A 19,795-nucleotide genomic window follows, 5' to 3' on the forward strand; every position below is an offset into this window, starting at 1 on the left:
GGGTCATGGATTATTCCGACACAGACCTGAAGCGCGACGATGGCGACGGCGCCAGCGCCCCGGAGACGATCGCCGGGACTGCCGCGACGCCTCGCGACGGCGACGCCTCCTGCCATGCCGGCAAGGCGGAGATGCGCGCGGCGGCGGCGAAGGCCGGAAAGAGCGAGATCCTCGACCGCTATGCCAGGGACTATCCGGCCGGCCCCCACGACCAGCCGCAGTCCATGTGCCCGGCCTTCGGCTCGTTGCGCGTCGGCCTCCGGATGCGGCGCACGGCGACGGTCCTGTCGGGCTCGGCCTGCTGCGTCTACGGCCTGACCTTCACCTCGCATTTCTACGGCGCCCGCCGCACCGTCGGCTACGTGCCGTTCAATTCCGAGACGCTGGTCACCGGCAAGTTGTTCGAGGACATCCGCGAGGCGGTCCACCAACTCGCCGACCCCGCCCTCTACGACGCCATCGTCGTCACCAATCTCTGCGTGCCCACCGCGTCGGGCGTGCCGCTCCGGCTCCTGCCGAAGGCGATCGACGGCGTCCGGATCATCGGCATCGACGTTCCCGGTTTCGGCGTGCCGACCCATGCCGAGGCCAAGGACATCCTCGCCGGCGCCATGCTCGCCTATGCGAGGGGCGAGGCCGAGGCCGGCCCCGTCGCGGCGCCCCGCCAGCCACTGAGCGACCGGCCCTCGGTGGCGCTTCTCGGCGAGATGTTCCCCGCCGATCCGATGGTGATCGGGCGGCTGCTGGAGCCGTTGGGCCTCGCTGCCGGTCCGGTCGTCCCGACCCGCGAATGGCGCGAGCTCTATGCCGCCCTCGACTGCAGCGTCGTCGCCGCGATCCATCCCTTCTACACCGCCTCGATCCGCGAATTCGAGACGGCCGGCCGGCCCGTGGTGGGCTCCGCCCCGGTGGGCGTCGATGGCACGGCGGAATGGCTGGCCCGCATCGGCGAGGCCGCCGCCGTCCCGGCGGAGCGCATCGCGGCCACCCAGAACGCCATCCTCCCGGCGATCCGGGGCGCCCTCGCCGGCTCTCCCGTCAAGGGCCGGATCACGCTCTCCGGCTACGAGGGCTCCGAGCTCCTGGTCGCCCGGCTGCTCGTCGAGAGCGGCGCGGACGTGCGCTATGTCGGCACGGCCTGCCCGAAGACGCCCTGGTCGGCCGCCGATCGCGAATGGCTCGAGGCGAAAGGCGTTCGCGTGAAATTCCGCGCCTCGCTGGAAGACGATCTCGCGGCCTTCGAAGAGTTTTCGCCCGATCTCGCAATCGGCACGACGCCGGTGGTCCAGAAGGCCAAGCAGTCCGGTACGCCGGCCTTGTATTTCACCAACCTCATCTCGTCACGCCCGCTGATGGGCCCGGCCGGCGCCGGTTCGCTGGCCGAGGTGATCAACGGCGCGATCGCATCGAAATCCCGCTTCGACACGATGAAGGCCTTCTTCGAAGGCGTCGGCGAGGGCCATGCCGCCGGCATCTGGGAGGATGTTCCGCAGAAGCCCAGGCCGGCGAAGATCCGCGCCGACCTTCAGATCAACGGCAAGAAGACGGCGACCTACGACGCCGGGATGGGGGACGTCTGATGCTCGTCCTCGATCATGATCGCGCCGGAGGCTACTGGGGCGCCGTCTACGTCTTTGCCGCGGTGAAGGGCCTGCAGGTTGTCGTCGACGGCCCGGTCGGCTGCGAGAACCTGCCCGTCACCTCGGTGCTGCATTACACCGATGCCCTGCCGCCGCACGAACTGCCGATCGTCGTCACCGGCCTGTCGGAAGACAATCTCGGCCAGACCGGCACGGAAGGCGCGATGAAGCGGGCCCATGCGACGCTGGATCCGAGCCAGCCGAGCGTCGTCGTTACCGGATCGATCGCCGAGATGATCGGCGGCGGCGTGACGCCGGAGGGCACCAATCTCAAGCGCTTCCTGCCCCGCACCATCGACGAGGACCAGTGGCAGTGCGCCGACCGGGCGCTGAAGTGGCTGCTGACCGAATACGGGCCCAAGAAGGGCAAGATCCCCGCCCCGCGAGAGCGCAAAGAGGGCGAAAAGCCGAAGGTCAACATCATCGGCCCGGCCTATGGCATGTTCAACATGCCCTCCGACCTCGCGGAGATCCGCCGGCTGATCGAGGGCATCGGCGCCGAGGTGAACCTCGTCTTTCCGCTCGGGAGCCATCTGCGCGACATCCCGAAGCTGACCGTCGCCGACGCCAATGTCTGCCTCTACCGCGAATATGGCCGCCAGCTCTGCGAGGCGCTGGAGCGCCCCTATCTGCAGGCGCCGATCGGGCTGCATTCGACGACCGCCTTCCTGAGGAAGCTCGGCGAGATGCTGGGGCTCGATCCCGAGCCCTTCATCACCCGCGAGAAGCACACGACGATCAAGCCGCTGTGGGATCTCTGGCGCTCGGTGACCCAGGACTTCTTCGGCACGGCGAGCTTCGCCATCGTCGCGAACGAGACTTACGCGCGAGGAATCCGCCACTTCCTCGAAGACGAGATGGGCCTGCCCTGCCGCTTCGCGGTGCCGAGGCTGTCGGGCAAGAAGACGCTGAACGACGAGGTCCGGCGCATGGTGCGGGAGACCCCGCCCCTCGTCCTCTTCGGCAGCTACAACGAGCGCATGTATCTGGCCGAGACCGGCGGGCGCGGCACCTTCATCGCCGCCTCCTTCCCCGGCGCGGCCATCCGGCGGCACACCGGCACCCCCTTCATGGGCTATTCCGGCGCCACCTATCTCGTCCAGGAAGTCTGCAACGCCCTGTTCGACGTCCTCTTCCACATCCTGCCGCTCGGCACGGACATGGACAAGGTGTCGGCGACGCCTGCCAGGGCCGGCGGGGCGCAAGCCCGCGAACTCGCCTGGTCGAACGCCGCCAACGACGCGCTGCAGGCTGCGCTGGAGTGCGAGCCGGTGCTGGTGCGGATCTCGGCCGCCCGGCGCCTGCGCGATGCGGCGGAAGCCGCCGCCCGCCGCGAGGACTGCGAGCGCGTCGAGAGCCGGCATCTGCCGGGCGGCGTCGCCGCCGAGGAGGCGCTCGCATGACAAAGACCTTCACCGTCCCGGTGACGACCATCCGGACAGCCAGGGAGAACCCCCAATGAGCCTCGTCGAACGCAATGGCCTCTCGCAATTTCGCGCCGAGCAGCAGGAATACCGGATCGTCTACGCGGTGACCTATCCGATCTTCCTCGCCGTCGCCCTCGCCTCCCGCCTTCTGCCCGCCCGTCTGCGGCCAATCCCCTTCGAGAACGGCGGCGCCTTCGCCGTTTTCCGGGACGCCAGGGCTGCGGCAAACGCCGTCCTCCCCTTCGCCTTCATGCGATAGCGCCGAAGAGGACTACGAAGCTTCGGCGTCATCCGCGTCATCGACGCGGCCGCTCCGGAGACCCTGGAAATAAGGAGAAAGGAAATGGCAGACCCAATGACGGGTCGGGAAGCTGGCACGCTTTCCGGCATGACCGAGAGAGAGGCGCAGGAGTTCAACGGACTCTTCACGACCTCCTTCCTGGTCTTCACCGCCATCGCGATCGTCGCGCACATTCTCGTCTGGATCTGGCGGCCCTGGCTGCAGACCCCCGAGGTGAGCCAGGCGAGCCTCGAGATGGCCAAGCCGTTCCTCACGATGCTCAGTTAAGGAGGCATTCCCATGTGGAGAATCTGGCTACTCTTCGATCCGCGCCGGGCCCTCATCGGCCTTTTCACCTTCCTCTTGGTGCTGGCGCTCCTGATCCACTTCATCCTTCTGTCGACGGCCCGCTTCAACTGGCTCGCCAATCCGGCTGCACCGGGCGGTGCGGCGGTGACGAGCCAGCTCGAGACGCCGCTCACGCAGATCGGCTGAGAAAGATCCCACGCGACCTCGGGACGGCGTTCCGCGCCGTCCCGGAAAGCCCCCCGGCCTGATTGAGATGGGACATCCGCCATGGCGATGCTGTCGTTCGAACGTAAATATCGTGTTCGCGGAGGCACGCTGATCGGCGGCGACCTCTTCGACTTCTGGGCCGGCCCCTTCTATGTCGGCTTCTTCGGCGTGACCGCCGCCTTCTTCTCCTTGCTCGGCTCGCTGCTGATCTTCTACGACATCAGCCAGGGCGACGCGACGAACGTCTTCGCCTTCTCGGTCAACCCGCCCTCGATCGAATATGGGCTCGGGCTCGCGCCGCTGAACGAAGGCGGCACCTGGCAACTCGTCACCATCTGCGCCTGCGGCGCCTTCTTCTCCTGGATCTTCCGGGAGATCGAGATCTGCCGCAAGCTCGGCATCGGCTGGCACGTTCCGATCGGCTATTCCTTCGCCGTCCTCGCCTACATCTCGCTGGTGGTCATCCGCCCGCTGCTGCTCGGTGCCTGGGGCCACGGCTTTCCCTACGGGATCATGTCGCATCTCGACTGGGTGTCGAACGTCGGCTACCAGTTCCTGCACTTTCACTACAATCCGGCACACATGCTGGCGGTGACCTTCTTCTTCACCACCACGATGTTTCTCGGCCTGCATGCCGGCGTCATTCTTGGCGCGGTCAATCCCGGCAAGGACGAGGTGGTGAAATACGGCGAGCACGAGAACGCCTATTTCCGCGATTTCATCTGCTACTCGGTCGGACCCTACGGCATCCACCGGCTCGGCCTGTTCTTCGCGCTGAACGCCGGCTTCTGGAGCGCCGTCTGCATCATCATCTCCGGTCCCTTCTGGGACAGGGGCTGGCCGTATTTCTTCGATTTCTACCTCAAGACCCCTGCCGCCATCGGCAACATCGCTTACTGAGGAGGGCGGCTCGATGGGTACCTATTCCAGCATCTACAATCGCATCCAGGTCCGTGGACCGTTCGACCCCGGGGTGCCGCTGCGGCACTCCTCGGACACGCGGATCCAGGCCAAGACCTTCTCCTACTGGCTCGGCAAGATCGGCGATCCGCAGGTCGGCCCGCTCTATCTCGGCTGGTCCGGGGCGGCCTCGCTGGCCTTCGGCTTCATCGCCATCGAGATCATCGGCCTCAACATGTGGGCGTCGGTCGGCTGGGACCCTTACGCCTTCGTGCGCAACCTCCCCTTCCTGTCCCTCGACCCGCCGCCGGCGAAATACGGACTCAACCCGCTGGTGCCGCTCGGCGACGGCGGCTGGTGGATCCTCGCCGGCTTCTTCCTGACCGCCTCCATCCTGCTGTGGTGGGTCAGAAGCTACACGAGAGCCCGGGCGCTCGGCATGGGCACCCATACGAGCTGGGCCTTCGCCTCGGCGATTTTCCTCTACCTCTCCCTCGGCCTGTTCCGGCCGATCCTGATGGGCTCCTGGTCCGAGGCCGTGCCCTTCGGCATCATCACCCATCTGAACTGGACGGCGTCGGTCTCGGTGCTCTACGGCAACTGGTACTACAACCCGTTCCACATGCTCTCGATCGTCTTCCTCTACGGCTCGACCATGCTGTTCGCGATGCATGGCGCGACGATCCTCGCCGTTTCGCGTTTCGGTGGTGAGCGGGAAGCCGAGGAGATCGTCGACCGCGGCACGGCGGCCGAGCGCGGCGCCCTCTTCTGGCGCTGGACCATGGGCTTCAACGCCACCTTCGAATCCATCCATCGCTGGGCCTGGTGGTTCGCCGTGCTCACCACCTTCACCGGGGCGATCGGCGTCCTCCTCACCGGAACCGTCGTCGACAACTGGTACCTGTGGGGCGTCAAGCACGGCATCGCGCCGAACTATCCCTCGGTCTATCCGTCCTTCCCGATCCCCGACGAAGCCACGCGGAGTGTGATCCAATGAGCAGGAAACACGTCCGTTCCAGTCCGATGATCGTCGGGATCGTCGCCGCAGCCCTGGTCTTCGTCGGGCTCTACGCTCCCCCGTGGGTGCTGCCGCCGATCGAATCCATCGAGACCGGCCCGGCAGCGATCGAAATGGTGCAGTTCAAGGCCGCCAGCCGGCAACTGCCCTACAACGCCAGGCCGGTGGCGCTGGAGCCGGCCGACAACGAGGGCAGCCCCCAGGCGAGCGAGGTCTACCAGAACGTCCAGGTGCTGGGAGGACTGACCGATGCCGAATTCACCCGGCTGATGCTCGCCATCACCGAGTGGGTCTCTCCCGAGCAGGGCTGCGAGTACTGCCACGATCTCTCCTCGGAGCAAGGCTTCGCCGACGACGGGCTCTACACCAAGATCGTGGCGCGCAGCATGCTGCAGATGGTCCGGCACATCAACTCGAACTGGCCGGAGCACGTCGCCCCCTCGGGCGTCACCTGCTATACCTGCCACCGTGGCCAGAACGTCCCACCGCGGACCTGGTACGACCAGAACAGGCCCGGCGGCGACCAGTTCATGGGCAAGCCGAGGCCCTGGCATCTCGAGGCCAAGACCATCCGGCAGTTCTTCCCGGACGTGCCGCTGTCGGAATATCTCATGGAGGATCACGCCAACGCGAAGATCCAGTCGTCCGATCCGCTGGTGTCCCGCACCGGCAGGGCAGAGGTCGCCCTGGAGCAGCAGGCCGAGGACATGTATCTCTTCATGATGCACGTGGCGAACTCGCTCGGCGTCAACTGCACCTATTGCCACAATTCCCGGGCCTTCCGTGACTGGTCGCAGTCGACGCCCTATCGCTGGATCGCCTATTGGGGCATCCGCATGACGAGGGACATCAACTCGAACTACATCCAGCCGCTCGCCTCGGTCTTCCCTGCCAATCGCAAGGGGCCGCTCGGCGACCCGGCCAAGGCCGATTGCGGCACCTGCCACATCGGCAACAACAAGCCGCTCGGGGGCTACAACCTGCTGCAACACTACCTCGTCGGCCTGACCGAGGATGGCGAGGCGCCCGATCCCGGCCCGAAGGCGGCGATCCTGATCGGCGAGGCCAAGCCGATGGCCGTCACCGGGCCGGACCAGGACGCCGCGCAGCCGGCACCGTCCGCACCCCCGGTCTCCGAGGAGGCGATCGGTCAATCGGTGGCGCCCGGCGGCAGCGGCGATGGCGTCGAATACAGGTCGCAGGAACAGCCGGCGACCAGCGGCAGCGACGATGTCGGTGGCACCGTGCGGCCAGTGCCCCAGGACCAGGACGTCAATCCGCCGTCCTCTCCCCCGACGGGCGATTCAGCCCCGCGTGGCTCCACGCCGTCGCAGCTCGATCCCGGAACGACGATGGAACCGAGCGAGGGCCCGGCAGCGACCGAGGGAACTGCGGATGCTCCGTCCCTCGGCCAGCCGCCGAGCAACCCACTGCCGGCGGACGACACCCCAGGCAAGACCGAACCGACGCAGATGCCACTGCCCGAGCCGCAGGGCTCGACCGGAAGCGCGCCAGCCGACGCAGGAGCCGAAACCGGAGGAGCACCCGTCGCACCGTCGGGCGACGGATCGACGCCGCCTCCCGCCAACCGCGGACCGGCACAGGGGACGACGACGCGCTTCAACTGAGCGGCGTTCCGCTCCGGCAGGAAACAGAAATGACGGCCGGGCTGCATTTGCAGTCCGGCCGTTCCACGTTCTGACCAGCGGCCCGGGAGATCGACGGCCGGGCCGCTGAGATGAAGCCACCAGCGGCGCTTGAGCGGCAACCCTCTTGGCACCGGTCTAAGAGCTCGGCCCACCGTGTTTGAGCTCGGCCAGAGCGATGGCAAGCACCGCTCGGCTCCAAGCCGCGCCGCCCCTCGCCCGCTCATCGTCCGCTCGATTGCCCTGTCGTATTCGCCCGGCAACTGGCGGACCATCGCCCCCGGCCCAGGATGCCGCCGCCGCGGCAGTCACGGCCGCAGCGCGGCCGGCGGGGATCGCCCCGGTCGTCAGCGAGCCGAAGCTCGAGGCTGCAACGGCCTGCGACCGGATCAGTCGATCGGCACCACCACGAAGCGCACGTCGCCATTCGTCGCGGTCAGCAGCAGGAGCGCGTTGCGGCGCCCCTCGTCCCGAAGCTTGTCGATCTTCTCCTTCACCTCGGCGGCGCTCGACACGGTCTCCTGCGCGACCTCGGTGATGGTCATGCCGACCTCGACGCCCTTCTCCGCGGCGGCCGAATTGGACTTGACCTCCGTCACCACCGCGCCGGAGGCGTCCTGCGGCAGGTCGAACTTCGCGCGCGCTGCATCGTCGATGTCGGACAGCGACATGCCGAGGGTCTCGACGCCATTCGATGCGGCCTGCGGCGAGCCGGCGTCCGGCTTCTCCTCGTCACCGCCGGCCTCGGCCAGCAGCTTCTCGCCATCCTCCAGCCGGCCGAGGGTCACCTCGACGGTCTGCGCCTTGGCCGGCGCCGAGACCTCCTCCTTGCGCAGGATGCCGATCTCGACCGTCTTGCCGACCTTGGTCTCGGCGACCATGCGGGGCAGGTCGTTGGAGCCTTCCACCTTGCGGCCCTCGAAGGAGACGATGACGTCGCCGACCTTCAGCGTGCCGTTGTCGGACGGCCCGCCCGGCACGATGCCCATGACGACGGCGCCTTCGGTTTCGTCGATGCCGAGGCCCTTGGCGATGTTCTCGTTCAGCGCCTGCAGACGGATGCCGAGCCAGCCCCGGCGGGTCTCGCCATATTCGCGCAGCTGGTCGATGACGTTGACGGCGAGATTGGACGGAATCGAGAAACCGATGCCGATCGAGCCGCCGGTCGGCGAGATGATCGCCGTGTTGATGCCGACGACGTCGCCGAACATGTCGAAGAGCGGCCCGCCGGAATTGCCGCGGTTGATCGCCGCGTCGGTCTGGATGAAGTTGTCGTAGGGGCCGGCATTGATGTTGCGGCCCCGCGCCGAGACGATGCCGATCGAGACCGAGCCGCCGAGACCGAACGGATTGCCGATCGCCATCACCCAGTCGCCGATCCGCAGATCCTCCGAATCGCCGAATTCGACATAGGGCAAGGGCTTGCCCGCCTCGACCTTGAGGAGTGCGAGATCGGTCTTGGCATCCTTGCCGAGCAGCTCGGCGTCGAGCTGGTCGCCGTTCGGGAAGTTCACGGTGATGGTATCGGCGTCGCCGATCACGTGGTTGTTGGTGACGATCAGGCCGGAGGGGTCGATGACGAAGCCGGAGCCCAGCGACTGGACGCTGCGCTCGCCGGGGCCATCCCTGTCACGCAACAGATCGTTGAAGAAGTCCTGCAGCGGCGAGCCTTCCGGAGCCTCGAGCGGGGGCACGCCCCGGCCGGGCCGGTCGACGCCCTGCGACGTGGAGACATTGACGACGGCGTCGAGAAGCTTGTCGGCAAGGTCCGCCACCGAAGCGGGCCCGTTGCGCGTGGCCTCGGTAGCGCGCGGCTCGGTGGAGGGCGCCTTTGCCGTGGAGCCGCCTGCGGTCGGGGGGACGGGAAGCGCCGGGACCTCGCGCTCGGAGGCATCCGGCGTTGCAGAACCTTGCGGAGGTGTCGGTGCCGCCTGTGTCTCGCCTTCGTCGGGCGCCTGGGCGGGCGCTTGCACGTCCGGGCTCTGGGCGAGCGCCGGGCCGAATGGCAGCGCTGCCGCGACGAGCGTCGCCACGACGTACGAAGACAAAGATGAGGCGCGCTTCACAGCCATCACGGGTCCTTGATGATCTGGCGGCCCGCCCGGCCATCCGGGCGAGTCATGATGCAGGAGATGCGAGCGGAGCGGAGAAATTCGACTTATTCAAGGGGATCACCGCCTCTTGGAGAAATGGTGATCGAAAGCCGCCCTGCTTATGCGACCGTCGCCTGCCCGGTGGAGGCGACGAAGCGGTCGCCCGGATCGAGCTCGATCGGCGCGCCGGAGGGCGCCGGATGGGTCTGACTCACCGCCTGGCGAGCCAGACCACCAGGACGCCGAGGCATACAGCGGCAAGACCGCCACAGCGGAGCCGCTCAGCGGGCGCGTCCATCGCAGCCCGGGCCAGCCGCTTGGCAAAGACCGGGAACAGGCAATAGACGATGCCCTCGATCACCAGAAGCAGACCGAGGGCATCGAAGAAGTCCGTCATTGTCGAGCCGCCCTACTGCACGGTCGTGGCAGCAGGAGCGTTCGTGGTGGCGCCAGCGGCGGCGGATGGCGCCGGATCCGCGCTCGGCGATGGTGCCTGGGCCGAGGCCGGAGCCGCGTCGCCCCCGGTTGCTGACCCCGGCGCGGTCGATGCCGCCGCCGCCTCGCCGGCTGCGGGCGATGCCGCGTCGGACGCGGCCTCGCCCGTCGCGCCGTCGGTTGTGCCCGGCTCGGCCGCACTCGAACTGTCGGCCGGCGGAGTGGGCGCTTCCGGCGCGACCACACCCGGCAGTGAACCGGAGGGCTGGCCAGACTCACCGGATGTCTGGCCGGATGTCTGGCCGGATGCCGGAGCCGCAGCCGCCATTCCGCCTTCGCCCTTGAAGTACCGGAAGAATTCCGAATCCGGCGAGAGCACCATGGTGGTGCCGGAATTCTCCAGCGCGGTGCGATAGGCTTGCATCGAGCGATAGAAGTCGAAGAATTCCCGATCGACCTCGTAGGCGTTGGCGAAGACCCGGCCACGCTCGGCGTCGCCCTCACCCTTGATGATCTCGGATTCCTTGCGCGCCGTCGCGATCGTCTCCGTCACCTCGCGGTCGGCCGCCGCGCGGATCTCGCGCGCCGCCACCTGGCCGCGGGCCCTGAGCCGCTCGGCCTCCGCCAGGCGCTCGGCCTTCATCCGCTCATAGGTCTGCTGCGAGACCTCCTGGGTCAGGTCGGTCCGGCGGATCCGGACGTCGTCGATGGTCACGCCGAGGCTCGCCGCATCCGGGCGGATCTCGTCGCGCACCTGCCGCATCATCTCGCCGCGCTCCTCCGAGAGCGCAGCCTCGAAGCCGCGTAGGCCGTAGACCCGGCGAAGCGCCGCGTCGAGACGGGTGCGCAGCCGCTGCTCGGCCTGGATGACCGAGCCGGACACGGTCCGCAGGAATGTCGCCGCGTCGGAGATGTTGTAGACCAGAAAGGCGTCGACCTCGTAGAACTTGCCGCCCGAGACCTGGACGCGAATGTCATCGAGATCGAAGCGCAGCAGCCTGTCCGGCAGCTTCTGGACGTTGTCGGCCCCGACGAAGGAGAACGGCAGCTTGAAGTTGAGACCCGGCTCGTCGATGACCCGGCGGATCTCGCCGAAGCGCAGGACGATCGCTTGTTCCCTCTCGTTGACGACGAAGACCGAATTCCACAACAGGAGAGCGCCGACGGCCACGACGATCAGGACACCATAAAAACGGTTGGCCATCAGTTGTTGGTCTCCCTGCTCGCGGTTCCGGTATTGCGCGGCTCGCCGCGATCGGCGGGCCGGTTTCGGTTGAGGTCGTTGAGCGGCAGGTAAGGCACGACGCCCTGGGCGCCGCCCGCCTCGCCGTTCTGCTCGAGGATCACCTTGTCGCTGTCGCGCAGGACACCTTCCATGGTCTCCAGGAACAGGCGCTTGCGCGTGACCTCCGGGGCCTTGCGATACTCGTCGAGAATCGAGGTGAAGCGTTGTGCCTCACCTTCCGCGCCCTGGACGACACGGCTCTTGTAGGCGGCCGCGTCCTCGCGGATCTGGGCGGCCTCGCCTCGCGACTGGCCGACCTGCTGATTGCGGTAGCGGTTGGCTTCCTCGACGAAGCGATCCTCGTCCTGTTCGGCGCGCTGCACCTCGTCGAAGGCGTCGGCCACCTGCGAGGGCGGCGCGGCATCCTCGATCGAGATCGCATTCACCCGGACACCCGCGCCATATTCGTTGAGGGTCGCCTGGGTGATGGTGCGGACCTCGTCGGCGATGCCGGCACGATCGTCACGGAAGACGTCCTGCACGGGGCGCCGGCCGACGACCTCGCGCATCGCACTTTCGGAGACCTGCTGCACCATTGCGACGGGATCGTCGACGTTGAAGAGGAAGTTGGCGGGATTGTCGACCTGATAGAGAACCGCGAACTGGACATCGACGATGTTCTGGTCGCCGGAGAGCATCAGGCCGGAATTGTCGCCCCGCTGGCCGGATCCGAGGGTGATCTGGCTTTCGACGATCGGCACGGTGTCCACCGTCTCGAAGGGCCAGAACATGAAGTGCAGGCCGGGCTCGGAGAGCTGCGCCTTCGGCTTGCCGAACAGCATCTCGACGCCGACCTCGTCCGGCTGCACGGTATAGACGCTCTTGAACATCCAGAGCACCGCGCCGACGATGAGGACGAGAGCCACCCAGCCGACGGCTGCACCACCGCCACTACCGCCGCCGCCGCCGCCCGGCATCGCCCGTCGCAGCCGATCCTGGCCGCGGCGCAGGATGTCCTCCAGATCCGGCGAATTGCCCCCGCCGCCCGAAGGCCTTGGTCCCTGCGGACGCTGGCCCCAGGGGCCGCCGCTTCCGCCGCCTTTCCAGCCCCCGTTGCCGGTCTGATTGCTCCAGGGCATCGATATCCTTTCAAACTGTCGGGAAATCGGGGATCGACCCGATCGAGCCCCGGCGTGACACGTCCTCAGCCCTTATAAGAACTGCCAAATTGCCTTTCAACGCATCGGTGAGCTTTTCGCCGGCCAACAAGTGCCGGCATGGTTGCAAAGCGGTTGCGCCGAGGGCGGCACGACGGGTGCCGGGCGGGCCTCAAGCGGCCCGGCCGATCCGATGGTAGACGGAAAACTCGGTCGCGGCGCTGTCGCGATCGCCGTGCGAGGATTCGTCGCGGCTGGATTCTGCAAAGATCGCCGGGTCGATCACGGGGAAACGGGCGTCGCCCTCCGGCCGCGCCATGACGGTGGTGACGTAAAGCGTGTCGATCCGGTCGAGGAAGAGCCGGTAGATCTCGCCTCCCCCGGCGATCACGATTTCGTCCGCCCCGCGTGAAGCGGCACAGGAGCGGGCAATGTCCAGTGCCTCTTCGGGGCTCCGGGCGAGCCTCGCACCCTCGAACGGCACCGTATCGCCCCGGGTGAGGACGATCGTGTCGCGGCCGTCGAGCACCCTGCCGATCGACTGCAGCGTCTTGCGGCCCATGATCATCGGCTTGCCCATGGTCAGCCGGCGATAGCGTTTCAGGTCGCTGGGGATCGACCACGGCATCGCGCCGTCCCGGCCGATGACGCGGTTCTCGGCCATGGCGACGACGGCGACGAGGCTCGGCTGGCGGCTCACACCGCCACCTTCGCCGCGATGTGCGGATGCGCCTCGTAGCCTTCGATGACGATGTCCTCGAAGCGGAAGGCGAAGAGGTCGTCGATATCCGGATCAAGGCGCAGCGTCGGCAGCGGCAGGGGCTGGCGGGCCAGCTGCAGCCGCGCCTGGTCGAGATGGTTGGCGTAGAGATGGGCGTCGCCGAGGGTATGGACGAAGTCGCCCGGCTGCAGCCCCGTCGCCTGCGCCACCATCGCCGTCAGCAGCGCATAGGAGGCGATGTTGAACGGCACGCCGAGAAAGACGTCGGCCGAACGCTGATAGAGCTGGCAGGACAGCCGGCCGTCCGCGACATAGAACTGGAACAGGCAGTGGCAGGGCGGCAGCGCCATCTCGTCGACCAGCGCCGGATTCCAGGCCGAAACGATCAGCCGGCGGGAATCGGGGTTCTGGCGGATGGCCGCGACGACGTTGGCGATCTGGTCGATATGGCCGCCGTCATAGTCCGGCCAGGAGCGCCACTGCGCCCCGTAGACGGGGCCGAGATCGCCGTTCTCGTCGGCCCACTCGTCCCAGATGCGCACGCCGTTCTCCTTCAGATAGGCGATGTTGGTATCGCCCTTCAGGAACCACAGCAGCTCGTGGACGATCGAGCGGACATGCAGCTTCTTCGTCGTCAGCAGGGGAAAACCGGCGGCGAGGTCGAAGCGCATCTGATGGCCGAAGACCGAGCGGGTGCCGGTGCCGGTGCGGTCGGTCTTTTCGGCCCCCTGCGACAGGACGCGATCGAGAAGGTCGAGATACTGGCGCATCGTCTCGCTCATGACAGACGGAAACGGCGGTCCGCCGTCGAGGCGAGGCCGCTCCCCCTCGAATGGCGAAGCTGCGCGCCGCTGTCGAGCCGGACCGACCGGTTTCCAGCACTTTTTTACCGCGCCCTCGCACCTCGCCCCAGCAGCTACGCGCAGCTACCGGGACAGATCGGGCGTTGCGCAGAGGCCCCGTCGCGCCGTCCCTGCACGTCCTGAGCGGCCGTCCCAGCACCGGTTCGAGGTGCACGCGAGTGGCCCGATCCGGCGATTGTCGTCCGGCAAACGTCACATCCGTCGAGACTGCTCTTTTCACAGGCGGGGAATGTCCTTATATTCGCGATGCCGGGCATTCGTCCGGCTATGGCGATAAACGTTCGTTGGAATAAGCCTTTCGGACCCGGGGGCGGTACCCGGCGCCTCCACCCGATGCCACGGTCGCGGCAAGCGATCCTGGCATGCGGCGGGGGCGAAATAGGATCGACGAGGGTGTAAAGAGCGAATTTTTGCTCGGCATGGTTCCGCCGTTATCGGGCCGAAAAAGTAGTTGCCAACGACAACTATGCGGAAGCACGTCTCGCAGCGTAAGCTGCGCGATAGCTTCAATTCAAGTCCTGGGGGTTCGCACTTCTAGGCGGGGCTCGGAGGCGCCTGGCAACAGAAGCCTCCACTTTCATGTACGCCTTTGGGTCGATGTGTCCGCGTGCGCGGAATGGGGAATGAGGGGATCGGAACGCCGGAATGGGCCAGGATCTTATTCGATACGACGTTCTCGCGCAGGAGGCGCTTCGCGGCGTCATCCGCAAGGTTCTCAGCGAGGTGGCCAAGACCGGGCTGCCGGGCGAGCATCATTTCTTCATCACCTTCCTGACCTCGGCCCCCGGCGTGAGGATTTCCTCGCGGCTGCGTGAGAAGTATCCGGAGCTGATGACCATCGTGGTCCAGCACCAGTTCTGGGACCTGCAGGTCACCGAGGCCTCCTTCGAGGTCGGCCTCTCCTTTTCCGACATTCCCGAGCGGCTTCTGGTGCCGTTCAGCGCCATCCGCGGCTTTTACGACCCGGCAGTGAACTTCGAGCTCGAATTCGACGTGCAGAGCGCCGCGGCCGCCAACAGCCAGCCGGAGCTGGTGGATGGCTCTTCCGCTCCCGCCCCGACGCCGCTGCCCCAGCCGGCATCGGTGTCACGCCTGTCCAAGGATCACGGGCACGCCGAAACCGGCGGCGCGGAGAACGACGAGGCCGATGGCGACCGCAAGGACGCCGAAGTCGTGTCTCTCGACGCCTTTCGCAAGAAGACCTGAGCTGCCGGCGGGATGGGCGATGTCGTCAATCTGCGCCGGGCGAGGAAGCAGCGCCTGCGCGACACCCACGAGCGCGTGGCTGCCGAAAACCGGGCCAGAAGCGGCCGCAGCAAGGCCGAGCGGAACGCCGAACGGATCGAGGGCGAGCGGCGTCAGGCCGTTCTCGACGGATCACGGATCGCAAGGCCAGAGACGCCGGCAGAGCTTGAGCCGTCCTCGCAAGGCGCGGCATCCGATCATGGACCTCACTCCATCTCATCGGACGGCTGATTCGAACCCGGTCGCGCGGCGCCTTCCTGACGCCTCCCTCCCTCAAAGCACGTCACCCATCCGGCGCCGGATCGGACGTCCGACGCTCCCACTGACGGCATAGGCTCGATGGCCATCGTCAAGCGCTCGGTCTCGATCACCGGTCATCCAACCTCCATCAGTGTCGAGGAACGGTTCTGGCAGTGCCTGCGCGAGATCGCCTTGCGCCAAGAGCTTCCTCTCGCCCGCCTGATCGCCCGGATCGACGCGGAGCGAGCCCAGGACACCAACCTCTCCTCGGCGATCCGGCTGTTCGTGCTGGAGGATGCATTGGCACGTTGCGCCGATCATGGCCGCGATCCATCAGTCGTCAGAAATCCAACGGATTCGTGACACCCGGCAGCGACTCGAAATCAGGCGTCCTGGCATTGGGGCTCGCCGGCAGCGGCCGATCGAAGGTCAGCGCCGAAGGGCTTCTGTCGGAGGACTGGCCGGAGGCTGCCGGCGGGTTCGGCCTTGGCGCGCGCTCCCGGGCCGGCTGGCGAGCTGGCTGGCGAGCCGCCTCCGCCGCGGCCTGCTGTTCGGCGGCTTTGCGCGCAGCCTCTTCCGCCGCGGCCTCCTCCGCCGCGGCCTTGTCGCGCGCCGCCTGTTCGGCCGCCGAACGTTCCCGCGCCTGCACCTCTTCCAGCGCCCTCGCCTCGTCCTCGGCCGCCTTGCGCTGCGCCTCGGCCTCTTCTGCCAGCCGCGTCGCCGTGTCCTGGCGCCAGCGATAGAAGCGCCCCTCGCGGCGCAGACGCAGCTTCTCCTCCAGGCTCTCCTGCATCGCCTCGACCCGCGCCTGCTCGCGCTCGAGCGCGCGCACCGACAGATAATTGGTCAGCGCCGCCGCATCGAGGCCGAGCGTCGGCGCGGTCAGCGAGCCGGAGAGATCGTAGATGACAGTCGGCTCCGCTCCCGCCACCGCTTCGCGGCCCGGATCGATCGCCAGCGTCAGGTCCCCGTCGAGGGAGAGATCGGCAAGGTCGAGGCTGGCATCGACCGTCAGGCGCGTGTCGCCTCCTGCGATCTCCACCGGAGCAAGCTTCAGGGTCCCGCCGGTGACGGTGAATTCGGTCGACGCCGTTGCAACATCGAAGGACCGGCTCGCGCCGAGCGCCGCGAAGGTCGAGGCGCTCTGTCCCTGCGGCTGAAAGTCGGGTTCGTCGGCGGCCGCGAGCAGCGGCTGGAGGATCTCCTCGGGCACGCCGGGAATGCTGGCATTGACGACGGTGACGTCGCCGGCGCCGCTCAGTGCCTGGATCAGCGCCTGGTAGGACTGGCCACTGGCGTCGAGACGGAGGGCGCCGTCCAGCCGTGCCGGCCCCTCGCCGCTCGAAAGCGCCGGCGCCAGACCGGAGAGGTCGATCCCCTCGGCATAGGCGGCGAGCGAGAAGCCGGCGAGCCCTTCGGTGTTGCGCATGACGAGGCTGCCCGCCACCTCCGCATCGCCGAGCCGCGCCCGGATGTTCTGCAGCGCGGCCGAGGTGGGAGAAAGGTCGAGGCTGGCGGCGACGCCCGAGACGGCTAGCCCGCCGGCCAGCGTCATCTTGCCTGCCTCGACATCAACCGTCGCTGCGACCGGCGGAAGAAGGCTTGCCGTGAAGGGCTCGCGCGACCAGGTCGGCTCGCCCGCAGGCCCGAGCAGCGGCCGACCGTAGACGAGGTCGGCGAGCCACGGCAGCGACAGCCGCGACAGCGTCACCTTGCCGGTGAACGGCTCGCCGAGGGGCCGGGCGAGATCGGCGACGACGTCGGTCCCGGCGATCGTGCCGTTGAGACCCGAAATCCGCCACGCGCCGTCGCGGAAGACGACGCCCGCATTGACGTCGACCGGAACCTGATCGAAGGACTGGCCGAGGTCGATGGCCAGGCTCCGCAGCCAGGGGCCGACGTCTTCGCTGTTCACATAGGCCGCAAATTCAGCACCCGTGACGCCCCCCGGCGCCACCTCGACACTGCCGTCGATGCTGACCTCGCTGCCCGGCGCGCGCATGGTCGCGCTGGCGACGGCGGGCCCTGTCTCGGCCGCCGAAAGCGTCAGCTCGACCTCCAGCGGCGAGGGCGGCGCAAGATCGACGGAGACGATGCCGAGCTGGCCGAGAAGCACCGTCGGCTGGTCGTTCTCCAGGCGGAGATCGAGGCCGAACCGCCCGCTCTCGGCGGCGGCGTAGATGCCGTTCTCGACGGCCGAATTGAGATCGATCTTGGTGCCGTCGGCCGTTCCGTCGAGGCGCACGAGCAAGGTCGGCTTCTTGCCCGGCGCGCCGTCGACCGCCTCGACCTCGCCGGACAGAAGCAGCGGCGCCAGCCGCTCGGCGCGCGGCGCCAGGACCTCGATCAGCGGAATGCCGGGAAAGGCCCGCTGCAGGAAGGCGAAGAAGCGCTGGGGCTCCTTCGTGTCGAGCTCGACGTCCAGCTTGCCCTTGGCATCGCCGCCCGACAGGTCCGTGAGGCTGCCCGACGATGTCAGCCGGGCGCCGGCCAGCCCGGCGATCGTCAGATGGTCGACGGTGAGGGAATCGCCGTCGAAGCCGAGATCGGCATCGACCGTGTCGGCCGTCGCGCCGGCATAGCTGACCGGGCCGGCCTGCAGCGCCAGGTCGACTCGATCGGCATCGGCGATGGAGCGGTCGCGGCCGGTGAACAGGCGCGACAGGGCGAGCACCGCGTCGAGATCGACCTTGCCGCCCTTCAGCTTCGCGGTCATCGTGGTCGTGCCGGAGGTCTCGGCGCGCGCCATCTCGCCGGTGATGATGTCGCCGCCGACGTCGATCTCCAGCGCGTCGAAGACCTGGCGGTCGCCGGTCAGCGTGGTCCTTGCCGCAAATCCGGCGCGCGACAGGGTTCTGACGGCCGGATCGACGTTGCCGGTCAGCCAGTCGGAAAAGCCCGAGGGCTGTTGCGAGGCGACGAGCAGGTCGCCCTCGAAGCTGAACCCCTCGTCGACGCCGAGATCGCCGGAGGCCTCGATGCGGGTGCGACCGGGAACCTCGGCGACGAAGCTGTCGAGCTTCCAGCCGGCAGCGCGCGGCTCGGCGGTGAAGGCGACGTCGCGGATCGTCGTGTCGCCGGCGGTGACCACCGGCAGCGAGATCTGCACGGTGCCGTCCATCGTCGGTCGCGGCACCTCGGCGAGAATGCCGCGCATCGCCTCGAGGCGGCGCGACAGGCTCTGCTGCGGCGCCTCCACCCCGCCCGATGCGTCCGTCCCGGCCGCTGACGAGGACTGGCCCGTGGCGGAGGGAGCGCCGGCGAGCGCGTCGACATTGACCTGTTCGCCCTCGAGCGTCAGCGAGAAACGCGCCGCGTCGCCATAGGCGAGCTCGCCGCTGCCGGTGAGGATATAGGGCTGCGCGCCACCGCCCGCCGCGACGCGCAGCTCGCTCACCTCGGCCCGTTCGGACGACAGGACGATGTTTCCCGTCGCCCGGATCGGCGGAACGGCGGCTTGCCGGCTCAGATCACCCGCCTCGTCGGCACCGCCTTCCAGCGCCTCGAACGGGCTCGCCGCCGCCGCCGTGGCATCGGCGGGTTCGGGGGCCGGGCGCACCAGGGCGACGCTGCCGGAGAACTGCGGCACGTCGCCGGTCGCCGTCGCCCGGCCGTCGAGGATGATCTGGCCGTCGAGCGTCCGGTTGCTGGCGGTCACCCGAAGCGGCATCGAGCCGTCGTCCTCGGGAACGCCGGCCGCAACGTCGAAGGTCACGGCCTCGCCATCGACGGTGAACGAGCCCCTGCCGTCGATCGGGCCGGCCAGCGATCCGGCGGAGAGGGTCGCGTCGAGATCGAGCAGCGTCTTGGTGCGGCTGCGCGCCTCGTCCTCGATGATCACCGTGCCGTCGTTGATCGCGACGTTCTGGAGGACGACCCTGGCCCCCGTCGGGATCCTCGGATCGTCGGCCACCCAGCGGACGGTGTCGTCGGCGCGAAGCGGCAGGCGCACGATCGGCCGGTCGACGGTCATCGAATAGATGTAGATCTCGCCGGAGAGATAGGGGGCGAGTTCGGCATCCATCCGGAAGCGCCCGATGGTCATCAGCGAGGCGCCGTCGTCGTCCAGGACCTCCACCTCGTTGAAGGTCACCGAGGGAAACGGCAAGAGCCGCGCGGATGCCTCGCCCTTCACGATCACCTTGCGGCCGAGGATCTGCGAGGCCTCACGCTCGAAATCGGCCCGATAGGCCGTCCAGTCGATGAAGTAAGGCGCGACCAGCGCCGCAAGGAGCGCCAGCACGAGCAGTCCACCAAAAAGGACGAATGCCCTGACCAGCTTGTCTTCTCCCTTTCGTCTCGCAGCCGTTCCCGGCCGCAGATACGCCGTGCGATCCTCGATGGCCTCCGGCGTTCCCCGCCGGACGTCCGGCGCCCGGGCCGTCATCT

The 19,795-nt window shown here is 67.9% G+C and carries 17 protein-coding genes, 1 other RNA gene and 1 pseudogene; 12 read left to right on the plus strand and 7 right to left on the minus strand.

All coding sequences use genetic code 11. From position 1 onward, the window contains the following. Positions 1 to 5: 5 nt before the first annotated feature. The 8 genes from bchY to pufC all read left to right on the plus strand — a co-directional run bounded on the left by bchY (position 6) and on the right by pufC (position 7,409). Positions 6 to 1,580 (plus strand): chlorophyllide a reductase subunit Y, encoded by a 1,575-nt coding sequence (gene bchY, locus ATO4_RS14115; protein WP_083592175.1) that lies wholly within the window; start codon positions 6 to 8, stop codon positions 1,578 to 1,580. Next, positions 1,580 to 3,043, plus strand: a complete 1,464-nt coding sequence (bchZ, locus tag ATO4_RS14120; RefSeq protein WP_083592176.1) for a chlorophyllide a reductase subunit Z — start codon at positions 1,580 to 1,582, stop codon at positions 3,041 to 3,043. Before bchY ends, bchZ begins: the two co-directional genes overlap by 1 nt. A gap of 55 nt (positions 3,044 to 3,098) precedes the next feature. Beyond that, positions 3,099 to 3,326, plus strand: a complete 228-nt coding sequence (locus ATO4_RS14125; RefSeq protein ID WP_083592177.1) for a hypothetical protein — start codon at positions 3,099 to 3,101, stop codon at positions 3,324 to 3,326. 84 nt (positions 3,327 to 3,410) lie between these two features. Next, the gene (gene pufB, locus ATO4_RS14130) at positions 3,411 to 3,635 is read left to right on the plus strand and encodes a light-harvesting antenna LH1, beta subunit (RefSeq protein ID WP_083592178.1); all 225 of its coding nucleotides are present in this window, start codon (positions 3,411 to 3,413) and stop codon (positions 3,633 to 3,635) included. 12 nt (positions 3,636 to 3,647) lie between these two features. Continuing rightward, entirely contained in the window at positions 3,648 to 3,842 is a 195-nt protein-coding gene (gene pufA, locus ATO4_RS14135) for a light-harvesting antenna LH1, alpha subunit (RefSeq protein WP_083592179.1), read from the plus strand. Between the two features lie 81 nt (positions 3,843 to 3,923). Next, entirely contained in the window at positions 3,924 to 4,763 is an 840-nt protein-coding gene (gene pufL / locus ATO4_RS14140) for a photosynthetic reaction center subunit L (RefSeq protein ID WP_083592180.1), read from the plus strand. Between the two features lie 13 nt (positions 4,764 to 4,776). Next, positions 4,777 to 5,760 carry a photosynthetic reaction center subunit M gene (pufM, locus tag ATO4_RS14145; protein ID WP_083592181.1) on the plus strand — a complete coding sequence of 328 codons (984 nt, stop codon included), beginning with the start codon at positions 4,777 to 4,779 and terminating at the stop codon, positions 5,758 to 5,760. After that, positions 5,757 to 7,409, plus strand: a complete 1,653-nt coding sequence (pufC, locus tag ATO4_RS14150) for a photosynthetic reaction center cytochrome PufC (protein ID WP_083592182.1) — start codon at positions 5,757 to 5,759, stop codon at positions 7,407 to 7,409. Before pufM ends, pufC begins: the two co-directional genes overlap by 4 nt. A 407-nt stretch (positions 7,410 to 7,816) precedes the next feature. Here pufC and ATO4_RS14155 read toward each other — a convergent pair whose 3' ends face one another. The 6 genes and pseudogenes from ATO4_RS14155 to ATO4_RS14180 form a co-directional block, all read right to left on the minus strand. After that, positions 7,817 to 9,499 carry a Do family serine endopeptidase gene (locus ATO4_RS14155; RefSeq protein ID WP_083592183.1) on the minus strand — a complete coding sequence of 561 codons (1,683 nt, stop codon included), beginning with the start codon at positions 9,497 to 9,499 and terminating at the stop codon, positions 7,817 to 7,819. A 232-nt stretch (positions 9,500 to 9,731) separates the two neighbouring features. Next, positions 9,732 to 9,917, minus strand: coding sequence for a DUF2065 family protein (locus tag ATO4_RS14160; protein ID WP_083592184.1), 186 nt, complete (start codon positions 9,915 to 9,917; stop codon positions 9,732 to 9,734). 366 nt (positions 9,918 to 10,283) lie between these two features. Further along, positions 10,284 to 11,159 (minus strand): annotated as a pseudogene (locus tag ATO4_RS14165) (protease modulator HflC); the annotation flags it as partial. Then, positions 11,159 to 12,319 (minus strand): FtsH protease activity modulator HflK, encoded by a 1,161-nt coding sequence (gene hflK / locus ATO4_RS14170; protein WP_083592186.1) that lies wholly within the window; start codon positions 12,317 to 12,319, stop codon positions 11,159 to 11,161. The gene hflK and the pseudogene ATO4_RS14165, both read right to left, overlap by 1 nt. Before the next feature lie 190 nt (positions 12,320 to 12,509). Continuing rightward, the gene (locus tag ATO4_RS14175; protein WP_245308752.1) at positions 12,510 to 13,037 is read right to left on the minus strand and encodes a dihydrofolate reductase; all 528 of its coding nucleotides are present in this window, start codon (positions 13,035 to 13,037) and stop codon (positions 12,510 to 12,512) included. Continuing rightward, positions 13,034 to 13,828: a thymidylate synthase gene (locus tag ATO4_RS14180; protein WP_083592225.1), complete on the minus strand. Its 795-nt coding sequence runs from the start codon at positions 13,826 to 13,828 to the stop codon at positions 13,034 to 13,036. The genes ATO4_RS14175 and ATO4_RS14180 overlap by 4 nt, the downstream gene beginning before the upstream one ends. A gap of 302 nt (positions 13,829 to 14,130) precedes the next feature. Between ATO4_RS14180 and ssrA the strand changes: the two genes are divergently transcribed. From ssrA to ATO4_RS14200, 4 genes are all read left to right on the plus strand, one after another. After that, positions 14,131 to 14,497, plus strand: a transfer-messenger RNA (tmRNA) gene (gene ssrA, locus ATO4_RS14185). A gap of 69 nt (positions 14,498 to 14,566) precedes the next feature. Then, the gene (locus ATO4_RS14190) at positions 14,567 to 15,127 is read left to right on the plus strand and encodes an SspB family protein (RefSeq protein ID WP_083592187.1); all 561 of its coding nucleotides are present in this window, start codon (positions 14,567 to 14,569) and stop codon (positions 15,125 to 15,127) included. A 12-nt stretch (positions 15,128 to 15,139) separates the two neighbouring features. Then, a complete protein-coding gene (locus ATO4_RS14195; protein WP_083592188.1) occupies positions 15,140 to 15,397 on the plus strand; it encodes a DUF4169 family protein in 258 nt (85 codons plus the stop codon). A gap of 108 nt (positions 15,398 to 15,505) precedes the next feature. Beyond that, on the plus strand, positions 15,506 to 15,769 hold the full coding sequence (locus ATO4_RS14200) for a ribbon-helix-helix domain-containing protein (protein ID WP_083592189.1): 264 nt from the start codon (positions 15,506 to 15,508) through the stop codon (positions 15,767 to 15,769). Here the strand turns inward: ATO4_RS14200 and ATO4_RS14205 are convergent. Then, positions 15,747 to 19,793 carry an AsmA-like C-terminal region-containing protein gene (locus ATO4_RS14205; RefSeq protein WP_083592190.1) on the minus strand — a complete coding sequence of 1,349 codons (4,047 nt, stop codon included), beginning with the start codon at positions 19,791 to 19,793 and terminating at the stop codon, positions 15,747 to 15,749. The two genes, ATO4_RS14200 and ATO4_RS14205, sit on opposite strands and share 23 nt — an antisense overlap. Between the last annotated feature and the right edge of the window lie 2 nt (positions 19,794 to 19,795).

This window comes from Aurantimonas sp. 22II-16-19i, assembly GCF_002088275.1.
Taxonomy (GTDB): Bacteria; Pseudomonadota; Alphaproteobacteria; order Rhizobiales; family Rhizobiaceae; genus Jiella.